A 15921-nucleotide genomic window follows, 5' to 3' on the forward strand; every position below is an offset into this window, starting at 1 on the left:
ACTGGTCAGGGGCAGGATACGTTAACCGGCTTGCACCTTTGAGTCGTAGTAGTAGAGATTGTCCGATCCTACGTAGCACTCGGAGGCATAAAGTGGCTCTTGGCTGGCCATACTCTCACAGCCTTGCAGCCCGCCGAAAGGACCAACGGTTCGCCACGCGAGCTGGCGTCCGCCACCGCCAACCCCTGCATCTGCGTTTCCGCCCGAGTTTGAGGGCTCCTCATAGGTCGGTTCCGGCTCCTGGTACGTGGGGCTAGGCGTATAGGTCGACGACTTAGTTGTTGTTGTGGTCGACGTTGTGGTTGTGTATCCGTGGTTTTTTAAGAAGTCTTCGGGATCGCCGAGCACTGCTTCAATCGCTTCTTTATCGATTTCACCGGACTCACCAAATACGGCTTCACTGCGGAATGTATCCTCTTCGTCTCGAATTTCGTCCAGCACCAACTGGACACACGTGTCACGGATATCTCGCCAATCTTCCTCATATTCAGTATCCGGAGCATCGTAGCAATAGCGACCTGCCGACAATTCTGCAGCGTCATAATCAATCGGTTCGACTGTCGGGGTCGACGAAGTACTCATAGACGCATCATCAGCCGCGACCGCTTCGTTGCCGTCTTCCCTGTTCAGCCCCGCTACTATCGCCACAGCAAGAGCTACGACAAGAGGAAGAACAATAAACGCACCAAGAATGACCTTTGAGTTCGACGATTTCGAATCAACACTAGCCACATCACCGGCACCGTCGGTCTTCTTCCTCGGCGTATCGCGTTTCGCCGTATCAGCGTCCACAGCTGGCGCCGCGGTCTCCTCATTACGCGGTGTCCGTTCTTGCTCTTCGGGAATCCCCTCAGAGCCTGCTTTACGACGCGGCCCCTGCCTGCGCACCGGCTCGTTGTCCTGCAACTTTCCTCCTCCATATACACCGCAGTCAGTTTCTAAACTGCTGGCGAAAGCTAGTGGCAGCGGATCGTCACAAGACCCCGCTGCATAGTGTTTCACCCCGTTAGAGGTCCGCAGAAGGGAAAAAGTTCCCGCAGTGGTTGAAAAACATTTATCAGCGAGTAAATGCCATAATAAAGTGAGAAAATCTTAGTTACCGCACTCCGTAACTACGAAATAGGAACTTTGTACGAGAGCACGAAATGGCACAGTCATCAAAATCTCAACTGAGTAGCCGTTTTGCTCGGCGAACATTGGCCGAGTCTTCATTAATTCTCGCTGCCTGTATGGTCGCGGCGGTCGTCGTGATGCAAGTTATGCACGTCACGCCTAACGACGTCGATGAGAGCGGTCCGGCCTCTCCCGTTGTGGAAACACCAGCCATCGCTGATTCAGCTTTCATGATCCGTGATGGAAAGTTCGACTGTTCTACTATTTTTGACCAGGCATCTTTAACGCAGTTGGTCGAGTCAGGAATTGCGTATATTCCGGAATTCAATCGACTCACTGAAAAGTCCGTTTCAACGGGTGCAGACGGACGAATAATTTGTGAACGTGCTGTTTCGGTAGAAGACGGCGTGCAGTTCAACTACTTCATCGTGTCCAAAACCACTCCGTGGGATGGAAAACCGGAAGATGCAGAGCCCGATGCCTTCGGCTGGGTTCACGAAATTCCCATCAAGAACGACGATGCGGAAATTCAGGGCTATGGCTCTTTTTACAGCAATGAGGAGCGCGGTTTTCTGCTCGTAGCCGCTATGCGCGATATCCATGTGGCGGCGGGCACGACCCCGGAGGCGGATGCTGTGGCGGCGAAGAAAGCCAGGGACGTTGCCGAAAAGATTGCTCCAATTCTGGATCGCAGTGTGAAAGCAGTAGCTGCAAACAAAACCGTGGACGCGAAAACATCTGCGGACGCTTCTCAAAAGTCATCTCTCACCTTCTACCGCAATGGTCACTACAGCTGTCGAGCATTTATGGATACTGCGACGATGAAAGCGGCTAAAGAGGTCGGTCTGGAAATCCCCAGACTGCCAGGAGCTAAGGCTGGAATTAGCTCACCCCAGGACACTGAAAACGTTGAGTCCTCCGTGCCAGGCACTGAGCTATGCGGCTTCTCGCATAACTTCGACGAGGTTGACATCATTACCGTGTCCGACCCAGAACATTCTGTCTGCACCGCGAACAGCGGGGTCGCGTTGAAAAAGCTGCCGGAGTGGTCGTACTTTGTTGACCCACGACCAGCACAGTATGCCTCAGACGGTAAGCATCAGGGTGAGATCTCTCTGAATCTGTTGCACAAGGATGAAGCTAAGGGCTGCGTTGTTGTTCGGTCTTACAGTGACCAGGGCAATCTGCCCGATTTGCAGAAAGTACTAGCAAAGATTTCACCAGTTGCTGGGTCGCTTTCTGCTCTGGAGAAGTCCCTTGATCAGCCCGCTACGAATGACAAGGAACAGAAGTAATGAACACTCCTGACAGTCAGCAAACCAGCACCACCACGGAGCAGCAATCTAGTAAGCCGAGTGCTTCAGCGCCCAAGAAGAAGACTCTAGTAGTTGCGGCTGTCGTAGTGCTTATCGCCCTCGTAGCAACGGCTATTTTCTGGTGGCAGCGCTCAGAATCGCAAGAGGCAGAATCCGGTGCTCCTGCTGATGCCTCCGCCGATGCAGCTTCTGATGTCGCCACAAAGCCGACGAACTTCCTTGTCCGCGACGGAAAATTCGACTGCACAACTTTGGACGAAACAATTCCGATTAGCGTGCGCCAACAAATTCCCGGCACACTGGGCAAGGCACAGGGGCAACGTCAACTAGCCGTCGAAAGGCGAGATGATGGCACGACCGTTTGCCCAATGACATTCGTAGCCACGGGTGATGTCGGGGGAATTAACGATGCCAGTACCGAGGCTGCAACCAGCACTCATGACATGTTGCTGTACCTCGAATTGCCGATGGACTATCGGTCCTTTGTCATTGAGTCCAGCTCTACCTGTGCTCCGACGGAGGCTGAACAAACCCCAGAATCTATTGACTCGCTCACGCCGAGGCCGGACCAAAAGTGGGAAGTTCTCAACCTCAATCCTGATGAGGCTGGCATCGCAGCGGTCGCAGCACGTCTATCGGATCCGCAGCTCGGGTGTCTAACTGCAAAGGTGTTGTTCCCGGAAGGCTTCATTTCACCGGATCAATTGAAGTCCTCCCAGGATCTTCTGACCAAGTTCGTCGATGCCGCTGCGGAGCCTCTTTCTACCTCGATTGCGGCGGCTAAGGAGCCTGGAAGACAGGCCTCTAACAGTCAGAATCTTGCAATCGAGCGGTCAGCTTTCGTAACGAAACATGGTCTCGACTGCCGTCAGTATGTACTCAATTCTTCTCTGACTCACCAGCACGAAACTGGTCTTGTCTCCGACTTCCATCGCATTCCCGGCGACTACAATTCCAGCCCTGAAATTGGAGAAGATACTCCGCTGTTTAAAGTCGCTTCTGACAAGCAAAGTGTTACCTGTTGGTTCAATTCCAATCTCGGCGGAATGAACACATTCTCGCCTGTGGAAGTTGAAACCTATAGCTCCGTCCCGGTTACTGTCACCACCACTAGCGCCAACAGCAAACTCCGTCTGCCAAACTCCATGTCGTTGAAGGATGTTGCTCCCGATTCAGACAGCGCTCTGGCTGATTGGCACTATTTCGTATACATCCCAGGTGAAAGCGCACCACTTTACGGCAGCGATGAGAATCCCCAACCAACTCTGGAACTGGAAAAAGCCGAAACTCCAACGCTGAATGTCTACCGTTGTCATTCAAATGAGAACGACACTACCGACAGCAAAGATGCCGAAAACGGCACAAAGGGAGCAGACAACGAAAAGTCTGCCTGCCTGATTATGTCGATTCCTACTAACTATCTGACATCTTTTGATATCGCCACCTTTTACCTCGACAATCCGTTGGAAGAACAGGACCCTGAAGATGTGCGACAAAATGGGCCGGATCCAGAAGCTCTGGCCGAGGAGCAAAGGTTTTATTCCAAACTAAACCCAAATTCTCTCAGCAACGACACGATTTCGAATCTCATACAACTTGCTCAGCGCGTAGATCCGCTACTCACGTCACGCTAGTACGCTCACCGCTGACTAGGTATTGGGTCTCCCCAAGCCTGCCAGTCCGTCTTATGTGAAAGTTATGTCCTCTATGTCTTGGCTACTCGCTCTCGATATTGGTAATTCCAGCGTTGTCGCTGCGGCAGCAATCGACGACAACCCCGCATCCATCGTTCCCCTCGGCTATAGCACGGGCACCGAAGCTAGATCCTGGATGCCTGCGGCCGTGTTCCTCACCAGCGATACGGTCTACACGGGTCAGCAGGCAATTGATCACGCAGCCGATGCGCCAAGTGCTTTCGCACACTCCCCTAAGCGCTTCGTCGGCTCAGATAACCAGCGCGCGGTGGAACTCTTCGCCACAATCATCGAGAAAGTCCGCCGCTCGGCTCTGATGCATTTGGGAAATAGGGATTCTTCTCTTTCCGACTTTCCAACGAAGCTCATACTTACGCACCCTGCAGCGTGGCCTTCGTCGGCACGCACAGTACTTATTGACGCCGCCAAGTCTGCTGGCTTCGATGAAGACACCATCGAGCTGGTCTCTGAACCAATTGCCGCTGCTTACTCTGTCTCGCAAAGACACCGCACGGGCAAGCTCTTCGTCCTCGATGTTGGTGGCGGTACCTGCGATGTCGCGGTCGTCGATATGGATACCGCGTCACCACGTGTGCTTGCCGACGGCGGCGAGAACACAATCGGTGGAAACAACTTCGACCTCGCCATGATTGAACTCATGGAATCCCGGACTCTCGAAGAATTTGGGGCACTGCCTGAAGAAATTCACTCAGTCGAGGGACAACTCGAATTCCAATCACAGGCGAAGAAGGTTCGTGAGGCGCTCTCGGAATCCCCTGATGCTAGCTTCACTGTCGACAGCGAAGAGCTTCTCATTACCCGTGACGAGTTCGAAGCGGCTATTGCGGACGATGTTGAGCGGATTCGCGCTCTTATCGCCGACAAGACCAGTTTGCTCGGTGAAGCTCCAGGAATGCTCAGCGGCCTACTCGTGGGTGGTACGGTCCGAACCCCTGCTATTTCCCGCGTCGTTCAGCAGTCGATGGAGGTTCTCCCCATTGAGGAGCCCATTACAGCGGTAGCTCTCGGAGCCGCTGAATACGGGAAAATCCTGCTTGCACAGGCGAGCAAACCTACCAGCGGAGGCACCCTAACCCATCCAGTTAACGATACTGACAGCCCCACTTCAAAGAAACCAGCGCTCTCGCAAAAGGCAGCCACACGCATTGGCGCAGTGGTAGCAGGCCTCGTAATCGCCGCAGGCATGTTCTACTTTGTCGGTAATGGTTCCGATGAATCCTCCAACCAGGCTGCAGACCCCGCAGCCTCGTCGGAAAGCGATGCTTCTGCAACCCTTCACACGTATCCAAATGTGTCCATTGGCAACCTCAAAGCGACCGTCTTAAAGCCAGATGCGCCGGCTTTCAAAGACGGCTACTTCTCCTGTGAACCAATGGTTGATGCAGTAAAAGATGAATTGGATGGCATCAAGGGCTTCCCCCAGGCGACCCCTGATATTTCCGGTTTTGCAGGCACGTCCGAATGTCGATTCAGCGGCGAGGACAGCGCACCGGAAGGTTCTCTTTCTATTAGGACGTACACCCCAGCCGGGACCTCAATGTCCGTATCTACCGTCAATCCTTCTTCCGATTCGCGAATCGCGAGCTGGTACGAAAAGGAAAAAGGCGGTATTGACTACCTCGAACCCGCTCAGGTTTTTGTCTATGTCCGTGACTTCGGCTGGCTTATCGTCGAGTCGACTTCTGACGAGATAATTGAGAAAAATGTTCTTCAAGATGTCGCAGCTGTTCTCGACGCCAAATTACAGCCTCAGCGGCCCTAGTCCACGGTACTAACTGTTTTCCTATCCTCATGGTCTAAATTTTTCTAAACTGAAAATTTTTGACGAAGCTGGGAACTTTTTCGCCTCCTCCCTCCTCTATAGGTCAGACACTTTGAAATGCCGACCTTATTTCCAGGAGGGAACCGCATGGTTCGCACGTCCCCGAACCTCACGCCCCCGCGTGGCCGAGGCCCAACGCAAGACCCGCGAGCTCGCACCATTGCCGTATTTATTGCATGGCTTATTGGCATCGTGATCGTGTTGGTGCTGCTCATCAACATCTTTTCTTCACTATCAGGCTCAGCCGATGAAGATCAGAACCCCACTACGCCATCCCAGACTTCGTCCACTCCAACTTCCTCAGAGCAAAGCGAGACTCCATCGGAAGATGATTCTGAATCGACAGGCGAGCCCTCATCGAATTCGGACGAAACGGGCTATGGCGTGAACGAACAGCCATCAAGCAATGACGTAAATGGCGGCTCCTACGAGCAAGACTCCTCTTACACCCAAGGTTCGGAAACTAACCAAGAGCAAAGCCAGCCGAAAACTTCGATGTCAGACTCTGAATCGCAATCGTCGCAGTCTGCAAAGAGCAAGCTAAAGCCCAATTCAAACTCCGAGTAAACCCCGGAGTAACAGCGTAGCTTTCTCTCTTCCCAATCCCCCCCTACTACTTATTCGCCACTCGCTCCACCTCGAAAAAGGACTTCTCATGACTACCGGAATGAACATGGAACCCCGCGGAAATATCCTGCCGATTTATTTCGTCGCTGACGAATCTGGCTCAATGGGGCCGGACATCGCTGAGCTCAACTCCGGCCTCCAATCCCTGCTTAACGAGATTCGAATGGCGCCTTTTGCTGCCGCAAATGTTCGTTTCTCTGTGATTGGCTTCGACAACGAGGCACGCCTGTACCTCAGCAACGCTGACTTGCGCCATGTTGAGCAGATGCCAACGCTTTCCGCACGGTACGCAACATATTTCTCTACTGCGTTTGACCTGCTCAACGCCCAAATCCCAGACGACGTAGCGCAGCTCAAGGCCGAAGGTTACCGCGTCAACCGTCCCGCAGTCTTCCTGCTTACCGACGGCTACCCCATGTCCGATGATCTCTGGCAGGAAGCGCTGAGCGACCTTCAGAACGCACCACACCACCCAAATATCTTGGCATTCGGTATCGGTGAATCGGATGCGCAGATTATCGGACAAATGGCCAGCAAGAACGGCTGGGCATTCCAGGCAGCGCAGGGCGCAGACACCGGTGCCATGTTGTCTGAGTTCATGTCTTCGCTTACTCAGTCCGTCATCAGCTCTGGCACTTCCGTCGCCAATGGTTCACCGGAAATCATTACTGATATTCCCGATGACTTCGTCAAGATCGACATGGACGAGCTGTAAGGAAAACTGCGATGACAAACTACTCCCAGCACGAGCGTTACCTTCACAATCCACCTCAGAAGAGCCTGGCCTCACGTGTCCTCGGAGAACTCGTTCGCGTCCGTCCGAGAGATTTACTCCATCCCTTTAACGATCCGCGTGCGGTCGAAGACTTGAATACCGGCCAGAGCAGGGACTACCCCTCCTCGCTTCGCCTCGACAGCCGACCTTCCACTGCCGCGCCCTATTCGAATCCCAGTTCTCCGCGCCGAGACTTCCACACTGGTGTCCCCCACAATTACGAAACTCCCGGCCTCGACACGCGCATCATGCCGGAACGCGGTTACTCGGATTACCACGCTGGCCCTGCTAGTTCCTTCCGACCTACTCAGCCGGCAGACGAGAACTCCGGAACTCCTTCTAACGCCTCCAAACCAGCCCCCAGCCCCAAGCCAAAGCCCACATCGGCAACAAACCGCGCCTTCAGCACGGAAATCACCGCCACTTCGCATGACGATGGTCTCGCGCCGCTGGTTGTCGGTGATGCCGGCGCCGAAGTCGATCCCATCATCGTTGACACAAAATTCGGTACTGGCCGCCAAGTCCCCGACACCGTCATCGATGGCTGGCGCTCTAAGCAGTTTGCGATGCGCTCTGTCAGCTTGCGCGGACGCATGCATCGATACAACGGCGCACCTCGCCAGGACTCCGTGCATACTCTGCTTTCCGACGATGGCAACACCCTCTTCGTAGCAGTCGCCGATGGAGTTTCAGCTGCCCCACAAAGCCACCGAGGCTCTGCAATCGCAGCGCGCTACGCCATCGGATGGCTGAAGAAGATGTACAAGGACAACCTGAGCCAACAGGAATGGATTTCGCTGGCGAAGGGAGCTTCCTACAGCATTCAGACTGCTGCAAAAGAAGCTGGCGAAGACCCAATGGACTTCGCTTCCACACTGGTCTGCGCTGCTATTTCCAAGTGTGACAACGGGCTCCGCGGGCATGTCCTGTCAATCGGCGACTCGGGTTCCTGGACTGTCACCGCTAATGGTGTGGAGCTGATTGAAGGCGGGAAGGAAGAAAGTGACTCTGCAATTAGCTCATCAGCTGTAAATCCACTCCCACTGGTTCCAGAAAACTTGAATGCCGTCTATTTCGAAAGCGCTGGTGACGAAACGGTGCTCTTCGGAACCGACGGCATTGGAGATCCCCTCGGTGGCGGTGGTGGCCCGTTGTCTGACCTCTTTGTCAAACGCCTTTACAAGCGGGTGCCATCGACTACTGAATTTTGTCACTTAGTGGACTTCTCCAAGGCCGGCTTTGACGACGACCGCACCCTAGTTGCGATTTGGCCAGCCCACATTGGAGTTCCGGATAGCTAGCCGTCTCTAGCCCCAATCAGATTGTTACACCATACTTTTCAAAGGAACCCTTTTAATGAGCGCACACGAAGCAACTACTACCACTCCTGTAGTTGAACTGAGTGAACTGCCTTCCGGCCTGGAAAAGCTCGGATCCGGTGGCGAAGGAGTCGTCTACAAGCTCGGTTCTACACATTTTTCGTCTCGCCCCTGTGCTTTTAAAAAGTACAAGTCACCTGACAAGGTCAACGAGGCCCATCTGGAGAAACTGGTCAAGTTCATTAACAAACTCGGAGAGGTCGCCCCAGATCGCAAAGAGTGGCTGCTCAATCAAGCGGCATGGCCAACTCATTTAGTGCGTGATGACGGAAAGACCGTCGGCATAATCATGCCGTTAATTCCGGATCGTTTCTTCCAGCTTCTTTCTCCAACGTCGACAAGCACCACGAAACGTGCAGCGGAATTGCAGTATTTGCTGAATGGCCCTGAATTTGAACAGGCAATCGGCCTGAAGGTAAGCGAACGTCAACGCTACGAATTCTTGGAAGATTGTGCGAACCTACTTCGCGTTCTTCATGGTGCTGAGATTCGCGTCGGAGACATTTCGGTTAAGAACCTGCTCTTCTGCCACAACGCCCCCGGCCCACATGTGTACTTGCTGGACTGCGACTCCATGAGTATTGGCCCATCTGAGGGGCCCGATGTGCAGACACCTGGTTGGGACGTGCCGAATGGGGAAAAACCGCAGACTAAAGAAAGCGATGCATACAAGTTTGGTTTGCTTGCACTGCGTCTGCTGGCTTCCGATCAGTCCACCCGCAACCCAAACGATTTACCAGCTGGAACTGTTAGCTCCGTTCGATCCCTCACTCAACGTGCGCTCGCTGCTTCCAGCTCAAGCAGGCCTACTCCCCGTGATTGGCTCGGCGCGATTAGCGAGGGGAAGGAAAAGGCATCTACCGAGGTAGCGGAAGTCACCTCCGCTAAGACGCAGACCACGTCGGCTAAGACCTCGAGTGGCACCTCTACAGCGACGAAGACCATTTCACGACGTAAACAGGGAAGGCCTGTGCCTTCGGCTGTCTCGACTAATGCCGTTAGTAATACTCCAGCAACCACACAAACCACGGCTACGACATCAACAAATGCCACTTCTACTACCGCCTCCCAACCGTCTAACGGCGACGTCGACTCAACCGAGAAGAAGGGCCTTGGCTGGCCAATTACCTGGACCATTGTGGCAGGACTTATGTGTCTTATGAACTTTATCGGGGGTCATCCGGGTTCCGGCTTCTTCATGCTCATCATGTTTATCGTGAACCTCTGCTGGCTCTTGGTTCGCATGGGCGAGTCTAAGGACAGTTCACAATGAGCTCGTTGAAATATCTTGAGCTGGTCAGTCTCAGATGCGAAAGAAAACATCGCTTCCCACAGTCAACGGCGGATACGGCATGGGAAACGGAAGCGGAGGTACTCACGGTAACTCCTTGCACTGAGGAAGTACTCGATATCGCCCTATCACGAGCCTTTGGAACAGACTCATCACTTGAAAACTACGTTTCAGAAATCTCACACCCAATTTCTTCAGATAAAGGGAAGGAGTAGTACATGAGCACTGAAAAAGAGAGCACAGCTATCGCATCGCTAATGGCGGAAATTGATGGTGAAGCAGACTCTGAAAACCTCGTCGATGACATTATGCTGACCATTTTTGGAACGGATGTCGTGGATCAGTCCGGTTCCCTGCCACAAATCTCTGGTGAAAGTCGACTCAATTCTTCAACTCTCGCAGCTGATTTAGGTCACTCATCGGAAAGCAACTTCAGTGGGGACTCAAAATGACTGCCCGTTATGAATTCAACAGACAACTTGTCGCAAGACGGTTCCAACGAAGTGCTCTGGCCGAAAAAGATCGCCTGTGGTCAATTGCGCTTGTGTTCGGAGGAAGCCGCCATCTTGCTCAAACCATTCTCACTCATGGCCTCGGCAATGCATGGAAATCGGTCTCCGTTTTAGCTGAGAAAGCAGGAGCCTCCCATGACGCTCTGGTACGCCGTGAAATCTACTTTGCGCTTGCGCAGACGGGTTTAGGAGTTCTCACTGCGAAAGAAGCAAGAACACAAGGTGGTTTTTCGCCAAGTGGCCACGATCCTCTGTGCCGAGTAAATGCCCTGCGTGCTTACATGGAACCAGAAGACCTAACCTTGCTAGCGCTGGAACAGTATTCCCCTCTGAGCAACTCTGAACTGTCCATCCTTTTTGGACTTCCAGAGGACGTTGTAGCTGAAAACATCGCTCAAGTACGAACAACCGCCGAAGAGATTCTACGGGGCAATGAGCTCAGTGAATGAGCACACGGCTCCTAGGAGCTTTTCCTCCAAAGGCGAAACCAACCCCAGAAGCTTTCTGCTGGCCAGAGCATGTATCTCAGCAGCACGTGAAGCGTCCTCCACTGCTCCCATCTGGAGTGTCTCTTCCGCCAGAGATACTCCTTCGGTAGATACGCGACTACCGGAACTCTGACTCAGCAAGTGGTAAATGGTTACCGCTAGCCGTTGCTGGGCAGTCAAATGCTCTTCCCAATAGTCGAGCACCTCGGCGGCATCACAAGAAAATGCCAGGTCTTTTAGTTTTTCCTGCACATAGCTAGAACGACTCAGCACCGTTGCAAAAGTAATACTCTCGCCCAGATGACCTGCTAAAGAATCGATTCCCGAGGCCTGACGTAAGAATCTCTGCAACTGTACGGCGCCACCGCTGGCACTATTTCGTCCCTCTAGGACTCCATAGGACCCCAGCACTTCCAGCAGTTTATGGCGGCTACTAGCACTGACACAATTGGGAAATTCAGTCTCTAACTCATGTATCAATGTGTCACGAGCCACCGTGTCAAGGCTGCTGAGTACTCGAGCCAGCGGCTCGGTGATTGCACCTGTCTCCGCACTTTCCGCCATCAGACCGGAAACTGCTAATACCGAAGAAAAATAGCGAGAGTAGTCGTCCGACAGTTCAGTGGCTCTGTTCCTAGCTGCTTCGATTGGATCACTTGGCCCAAAGGCGCCGGCACCGAAATCATCTGCGCGCGAAAGCACTCCCACCGATGACAGAGTGGTAAAGCCTAGAGAGCGGATATGCGCAATCTCGTCGTCACGCAAAGTGGAATCGAACACATAGATCAACCCATCAATGGCGGTGCCATGCTGGTTCCACGGCACACGGGTCAGCTCGCGCAGTCCATCGACAATTTGATGATTTGCCACATCAACCGTTCCAAGACCGGGCGTATCGACGAAGTTTAGCTGCGACAATGCCTGTGATGGGAGATAGTGAACTTTCACGCGCCCATCCAAATCGGCCACACCTTGGGCACTCTGCGCACTATGGAGGGCGCCTCGATTGGCTAACGAAACATCCTCGATTCGCTCCGGGGCTCCCTTGGTGTACACGGTGACGGCATTCGTACACTCGAGGATCGCAGTTTCTGCAATCTTCTGGCGCACCAAAGCATTAATGAGTGTCGATTTTCCAGCCTTCATTCGTCCACTCACCAAAATTGTTGGCGGAGTCTGCATTAGCTGACGGCACTCATTGGCAACAGCTGTAATTCTCTGCTGCTTATCGCCATATTCACCAGCGCGATCAATCAGCTCACGAAGCATAGAATCGACGGCGGCAATCAATTGTTTAGCTGCAGAATCGACATATGCATTACTCTGCATTGGCATCCACCCGACTCAGTAATTCACCACGAAGTCTGGCAACATAAGCGGACTTCTTCTTAGCTTCCTGCCGAGCGACCTGTCTGTCTCCAAGCGCCGACTGACAATCCTGTTTCGTCTGCTGAATTTGGTGTTTAGTTCGACGAATACGTAGTTCAAGATTGTCATTGAACTGGTTGATTAGTAACGGGCGCAACTCGTTGTAAACAGTCTCGATTCCCTGATTGAGCTGTCTGCGCACCTGCAAAATCACTTGATCTAGCCATTTTGCTAGTTCAACGCGGCCAGTTTTAGACGATCGATGATAGACATTCACACCGAGCCACAGACCAGCCATTGCAACGAATGGCAGGACAGTACCGCCGCTACCAATAATCGCCGCACCGATCCCCGGTACAAAACCTAAAACGTGGGTAAGCCCGAAACCACCAGCAATCGTCAGTGACACCAGGGACGGATCTACGACTTTGGCTACGGAATTCTCGCTCTCAGGTTTGTTAGAAACGGAAATACCCGCGGCAACTTCGTTAAGGGCATCAATCACGCTGTGCCAATCTGCAACGCCATCTGTGACGCCTACATAGACCTCGCGGGACCGAGCCATAAAGTAGCGGATTGAGTCCTCGAACAATTCGGACAGTTCGGATTCGATTTGAAAGAAAACTGCATCCCGATGGGCTCGAATATAACGTGGCGGCGTCGACGCGAAGTACGAGTGCCACTTCTCTCGAATCTCCACCAACTGTGATTCAGCCATACTTACGGCTTCGCTTCTGGCCTGAGACAGCCCTGACGTAAGTAGCTGTTGTCCTCGACGCCGGTCGGAAGTGAGGTGCTCAAGTTCCACCTTCTTCTCTTCCAATCGGCTCAGCATGGCCGTGCTATCTGCTGAAATCTCGCTCTCGAGCTCGGCATATTCACTATTCAGCAGAACCAACGCTTGCCGCATAACTGGGGTATACGCATTTTTCTGCAGCCGGCTGCGCGCCTCAACAATCGCCTCTTGTAACCGGGGAATCCCCGAGTCATTGATAACCTCGTCGGCTAGAAAAGGATTGCCGTTGAGGGCAGAAAGGTACCGCAGCGGAGAGACACTGACTATAGGTACTTCGGAAACTAATTCTCCCAAATGCTGCTGAATCTGCTGACGGGTAACTCTTTCAATCTCTCGCCAACCCAACAGATTTTTGTCTTTCTTGGTTATTGCCACCGCAAGTCCTGGTGTGCTTGCAGCGATTTCTTTCAGCGTGGCAAGTTCCGGTTCGGTAATCGTAGTCGTTGCCTCAAGCACAAACACCACAACACCGGCATTACGAGTGAGCGCAATCGCAGCTTTCGAGATTTCCGAATCAGCGCCATTAAAACCAGGGCAATCTATGAAACTGTCATCTGTCAACGACTCTCCGCCTCGGATTGCCCCCTCCCCTAGCCCAAAGTTTCCCTGACCGGAAATCTCCTCCGCATCGGGACCAAAACTGAAACCCGTTTCACATGCGGAAAGACTGATGGAAGCACTTCCAGAAAGCGCATCTACCAGCATCGTCTTTCCGCATCCGACCTCACCGATAACGGCGACTACCGTCGCTTCTCTTCTCGCCTGTAGCGGGGCTTCGAGGAGTCGGGCTTCTTCTCGCTTGCCGACGGCATCAAAGTATTCAGCCGCTTTACAAATTAAAGTGGCATCCTCGCTGATACCGACACCTGAACTTGAGCTCGTATTAGAAGTGGCCGGCGTCATAAAATCTGCCTTACTCTTCTTTGAGCAACTCGAGCATTTGCTTTCGCGCCCTGTTTAATCGGCTCTTGACCGTCGCAAGCGGGATACGCTGTTTGGCCGCGATTTCCTCATAGGTGTAGCCAGCCAATTCACGGAGGATTAAGACTTCGCGGAAGTTTGGCTTCAGTTGATCCAATGCAGTTTGAACTTGGTCAACTACTGCTACCCGGGTATCAATATCGCTCCCGGCAGAACGCATGTTCGCGCCCGCTTCGGAATCGAGCTGCATCATCTCCGTGCGCTTCTGAATCTTTTGCCCCTGTTTCTTGCAGGCATTCAGCGCGATCTTGGTGAACCAAGTTTTAAAAGAGGAATTGCCCCGAAACCTATCCAAATATTTATATGCAGATGTTACAGCGACGCTAAAGGCATCTTCGGCATCGTGGTAATTGCTGCACATACGCAAGCAGACGCTAAAAACGCTGTCCTTATACAGCCTGATGAGTTCAACGAAGGCTGCTTGATCGCCGCTCTGGGCACGCTGAACTAACTCCCGTTCCAAAACCTTTGTTTCCATTATGACAGCACCCCGCCGAAATCATCGTCCGAGTTGTCATCACCGGAGTACAGGTCATCGAAATCGAAATCATGGTCGTCATCGCCATCGTCATCGGAGGCATCACGATGATCGTCGTCATCATCTTCGACTTCCATTTCGGCTTCTTCGTCGTCGTCCTCAGCATCCGCTGCATCGTCAAGAAACAGCTCCGCCTCTTCTGGGTTGACGAAATGACCATCTTCGGTCAACTCAGGATCATCATCGGCTGGGATTAGGGACTCATCCGCCAAGTCGGAGTTAGGTTCCATGGCAGCGGCCAGGATTTGTTCAAAAACGTCGTCGGAAAGCACGTTTTGCGTGTCTCCCAGCAAATCTGGCAGCACAGGCTCGACAGCCTCATTATCCCAGGGTTTGGGACTATCAGCTCCATCAGTAGCGCTCACGAAAGCTACTCCTTATTTTGGTCGGACTAGTCGCATTTTAGCATTCCAGGTTAGGCTCCACGTTGCCATCCTGCGACTCACACATTGGGCAACTGATACTAATTAACCGGCACCTCGCAGGGAGTAGTAGTACCAGCCATCGCTCATCTCGAAGCACTCCGAGTAGTCGTCCGAGACACCACTTTGGTATTCGCTGTCCGCGATCTGGATGCAGTTGGACGACGTACCGGTTCCATATGGACCGTTGAGGATCCAGGTGTAGTTCGACGGCGGTGAGTACGGAGGAGACGGGAACTGTTCTTCGGGTTCGGAGTAGTCCGATCCTGAACTGTAATCCGAATCAACCGATTCCTCAGTTGTCGTACTGGTTTCTGTTGTCGTATAGGTCGACGTAGGAGTGTAATAATCGCTTGTCCGCGTTGAGGTGGAAGTGGGCTCAGCAGAAGTTGAAGTCGCGGTTTCTGCAGCCCGGTTGTCCTCTTGCTTGTTGTTCCAAACGGCCCAACCGCCGACAATTACACCAAAGAGCGCCAGCACAGCCACGATGCTCAAAATGACCGCCGGTGCCGACGAATTCTTCTTTGGCGCATTGGGAACATTTGAGCCTGCGGAAAAATCGGCCGCCCTTGGAGCATCACCTGCACTTGCCGAGTTTTCCACAGGGAATTGTGTTGTTTCAGAAAACGAAGAGGTCGAATCTTGTGCCGAGTAGTTCGCCGAGGGCGTCTCGCTCCATGCGCACTGCTGCCCTGTCTCAGGAGCAAATCCGGGCCCCGATTCGCGCGGGGTCTCCGAGCCTACCGGCTTGTTCATAGCACCCTGCTTACGACGGGGT

The 15921-nt window shown here is 53.0% G+C and carries 15 protein-coding genes; 9 read left to right on the forward strand and 6 right to left on the reverse strand.

What is annotated here, in order from left to right:
* Positions 1-21: 21 nt before the first annotated feature.
* On the reverse strand, positions 22-906 hold the full coding sequence (locus HMPREF3130_RS09790; protein WP_070429852.1) for a hypothetical protein: 885 nt from the start codon (positions 904-906) through the stop codon (positions 22-24).
* Between the two features lie 239 nt (positions 907-1145).
* On the opposite strand from HMPREF3130_RS09790, the gene HMPREF3130_RS09795 reads away from it, so the two are divergent.
* The 9 genes from HMPREF3130_RS09795 (at position 1146) to HMPREF3130_RS11190 (ending at position 10999) form a co-directional block, all read left to right on the forward strand.
* The gene (locus HMPREF3130_RS09795; protein ID WP_141737806.1) at positions 1146-2408 is read left to right on the forward strand and encodes a hypothetical protein; all 1263 of its coding nucleotides are present in this window, start codon (positions 1146-1148) and stop codon (positions 2406-2408) included.
* Positions 2408-4063, forward strand: a complete 1656-nt coding sequence (locus HMPREF3130_RS09800) for a hypothetical protein (protein ID WP_070429854.1) — start codon at positions 2408-2410, stop codon at positions 4061-4063. Before HMPREF3130_RS09795 ends, HMPREF3130_RS09800 begins: the two co-directional genes overlap by 1 nt.
* Positions 4064-4136: 73 nt before the next feature.
* Entirely contained in the window at positions 4137-5906 is a 1770-nt protein-coding gene (locus tag HMPREF3130_RS09805) for an Hsp70 family protein (RefSeq protein WP_070429855.1), read from the forward strand.
* A gap of 147 nt (positions 5907-6053) precedes the next feature.
* Positions 6054-6533, forward strand: a complete 480-nt coding sequence (locus HMPREF3130_RS09810; protein ID WP_070429856.1) for a hypothetical protein — start codon at positions 6054-6056, stop codon at positions 6531-6533.
* Positions 6534-6621: 88 nt separating this feature from the next.
* The gene (locus tag HMPREF3130_RS09815) at positions 6622-7308 is read left to right on the forward strand and encodes a vWA domain-containing protein (RefSeq protein WP_048760650.1); all 687 of its coding nucleotides are present in this window, start codon (positions 6622-6624) and stop codon (positions 7306-7308) included.
* A gap of 11 nt (positions 7309-7319) precedes the next feature.
* Complete coding sequence (locus HMPREF3130_RS09820) at positions 7320-8669, forward strand: protein phosphatase 2C domain-containing protein (RefSeq protein ID WP_083276379.1); 1350 nt, start codon at positions 7320-7322, stop codon at positions 8667-8669.
* Positions 8670-8724: 55 nt separating this feature from the next.
* On the forward strand, positions 8725-10020 hold the full coding sequence (locus tag HMPREF3130_RS09825; RefSeq protein WP_070429858.1) for a hypothetical protein: 1296 nt from the start codon (positions 8725-8727) through the stop codon (positions 10018-10020).
* A 236-nt stretch (positions 10021-10256) separates the two neighbouring features.
* Positions 10257-10490, forward strand: coding sequence for a hypothetical protein (locus HMPREF3130_RS09830; protein WP_070429859.1), 234 nt, complete (start codon positions 10257-10259; stop codon positions 10488-10490).
* Positions 10487-10999, forward strand: a complete 513-nt coding sequence (locus HMPREF3130_RS11190) for a hypothetical protein (protein WP_083276380.1) — start codon at positions 10487-10489, stop codon at positions 10997-10999. Before HMPREF3130_RS09830 ends, HMPREF3130_RS11190 begins: the two co-directional genes overlap by 4 nt.
* Here the strand turns inward: HMPREF3130_RS11190 and HMPREF3130_RS09835 are convergent.
* From HMPREF3130_RS09835 to HMPREF3130_RS09855, 5 genes are all read right to left on the reverse strand, one after another.
* Positions 10973-12367 (reverse strand): dynamin family protein, encoded by a 1395-nt coding sequence (locus HMPREF3130_RS09835; protein WP_070429860.1) that lies wholly within the window; start codon positions 12365-12367, stop codon positions 10973-10975. The genes HMPREF3130_RS11190 and HMPREF3130_RS09835 overlap by 27 nt on opposite strands.
* Positions 12357-14105 (reverse strand): GTPase domain-containing protein, encoded by a 1749-nt coding sequence (locus tag HMPREF3130_RS09840; protein ID WP_070429861.1) that lies wholly within the window; start codon positions 14103-14105, stop codon positions 12357-12359. The genes HMPREF3130_RS09835 and HMPREF3130_RS09840 overlap by 11 nt, the downstream gene beginning before the upstream one ends.
* A gap of 10 nt (positions 14106-14115) precedes the next feature.
* Positions 14116-14661 (reverse strand): RNA polymerase sigma factor, encoded by a 546-nt coding sequence (locus HMPREF3130_RS09845; RefSeq protein ID WP_070429862.1) that lies wholly within the window; start codon positions 14659-14661, stop codon positions 14116-14118.
* Positions 14661-15086 (reverse strand): hypothetical protein, encoded by a 426-nt coding sequence (locus HMPREF3130_RS09850; protein ID WP_070429863.1) that lies wholly within the window; start codon positions 15084-15086, stop codon positions 14661-14663. Before HMPREF3130_RS09850 ends, HMPREF3130_RS09845 begins: the two co-directional genes overlap by 1 nt.
* Positions 15087-15188: 102 nt before the next feature.
* Positions 15189-15899, reverse strand: coding sequence for a hypothetical protein (locus HMPREF3130_RS09855; protein ID WP_141737807.1), 711 nt, complete (start codon positions 15897-15899; stop codon positions 15189-15191).
* Positions 15900-15921 lie beyond the last annotated feature (22 nt).

Source organism: Corynebacterium sp. HMSC14B06, assembly GCF_001807075.1.
GTDB classification, from domain to species: Bacteria; Actinomycetota; Actinomycetes; order Mycobacteriales; family Mycobacteriaceae; genus Corynebacterium; species Corynebacterium jeikeium_D.

Excerpts from the sequence above, each read along its gene's own strand:
- HMPREF3130_RS09795 (WP_141737806.1), top strand. The coding sequence starts at position 1,146 with ATGGCACAGTCATCAAAATCTCAACTGAGTAGCCGTTTTGCTCGGCGA.
- HMPREF3130_RS09800 (WP_070429854.1), top strand. The coding sequence starts at position 2,408 with ATGAACACTCCTGACAGTCAGCAAACCAGCACCACCACGGAGCAGCAA.
- HMPREF3130_RS09805 (WP_070429855.1), top strand. The coding sequence starts at position 4,137 with ATGTCTTGGCTACTCGCTCTCGATATTGGTAATTCCAGCGTTGTCGCT.
- HMPREF3130_RS09810 (WP_070429856.1), top strand. The coding sequence starts at position 6,054 with ATGGTTCGCACGTCCCCGAACCTCACGCCCCCGCGTGGCCGAGGCCCA.
- HMPREF3130_RS09815 (WP_048760650.1), top strand. The coding sequence starts at position 6,622 with ATGACTACCGGAATGAACATGGAACCCCGCGGAAATATCCTGCCGATT.
- HMPREF3130_RS09820 (WP_083276379.1), top strand. The coding sequence starts at position 7,320 with ATGACAAACTACTCCCAGCACGAGCGTTACCTTCACAATCCACCTCAG.
- HMPREF3130_RS09825 (WP_070429858.1), top strand. The coding sequence starts at position 8,725 with ATGAGCGCACACGAAGCAACTACTACCACTCCTGTAGTTGAACTGAGT.
- HMPREF3130_RS09830 (WP_070429859.1), top strand. The coding sequence starts at position 10,257 with ATGAGCACTGAAAAAGAGAGCACAGCTATCGCATCGCTAATGGCGGAA.
- HMPREF3130_RS11190 (WP_083276380.1), top strand. The coding sequence starts at position 10,487 with ATGACTGCCCGTTATGAATTCAACAGACAACTTGTCGCAAGACGGTTC.
- HMPREF3130_RS09835 (WP_070429860.1), bottom strand. The coding sequence starts at position 12,367 with ATGCAGAGTAATGCATATGTCGATTCTGCAGCTAAACAATTGATTGCC.
- HMPREF3130_RS09840 (WP_070429861.1), bottom strand. The coding sequence starts at position 14,105 with ATGACGCCGGCCACTTCTAATACGAGCTCAAGTTCAGGTGTCGGTATC.
- HMPREF3130_RS09845 (WP_070429862.1), bottom strand. The coding sequence starts at position 14,661 with ATGGAAACAAAGGTTTTGGAACGGGAGTTAGTTCAGCGTGCCCAGAGC.
- HMPREF3130_RS09855 (WP_141737807.1), bottom strand. The coding sequence starts at position 15,899 with ATGAACAAGCCGGTAGGCTCGGAGACCCCGCGCGAATCGGGGCCCGGA.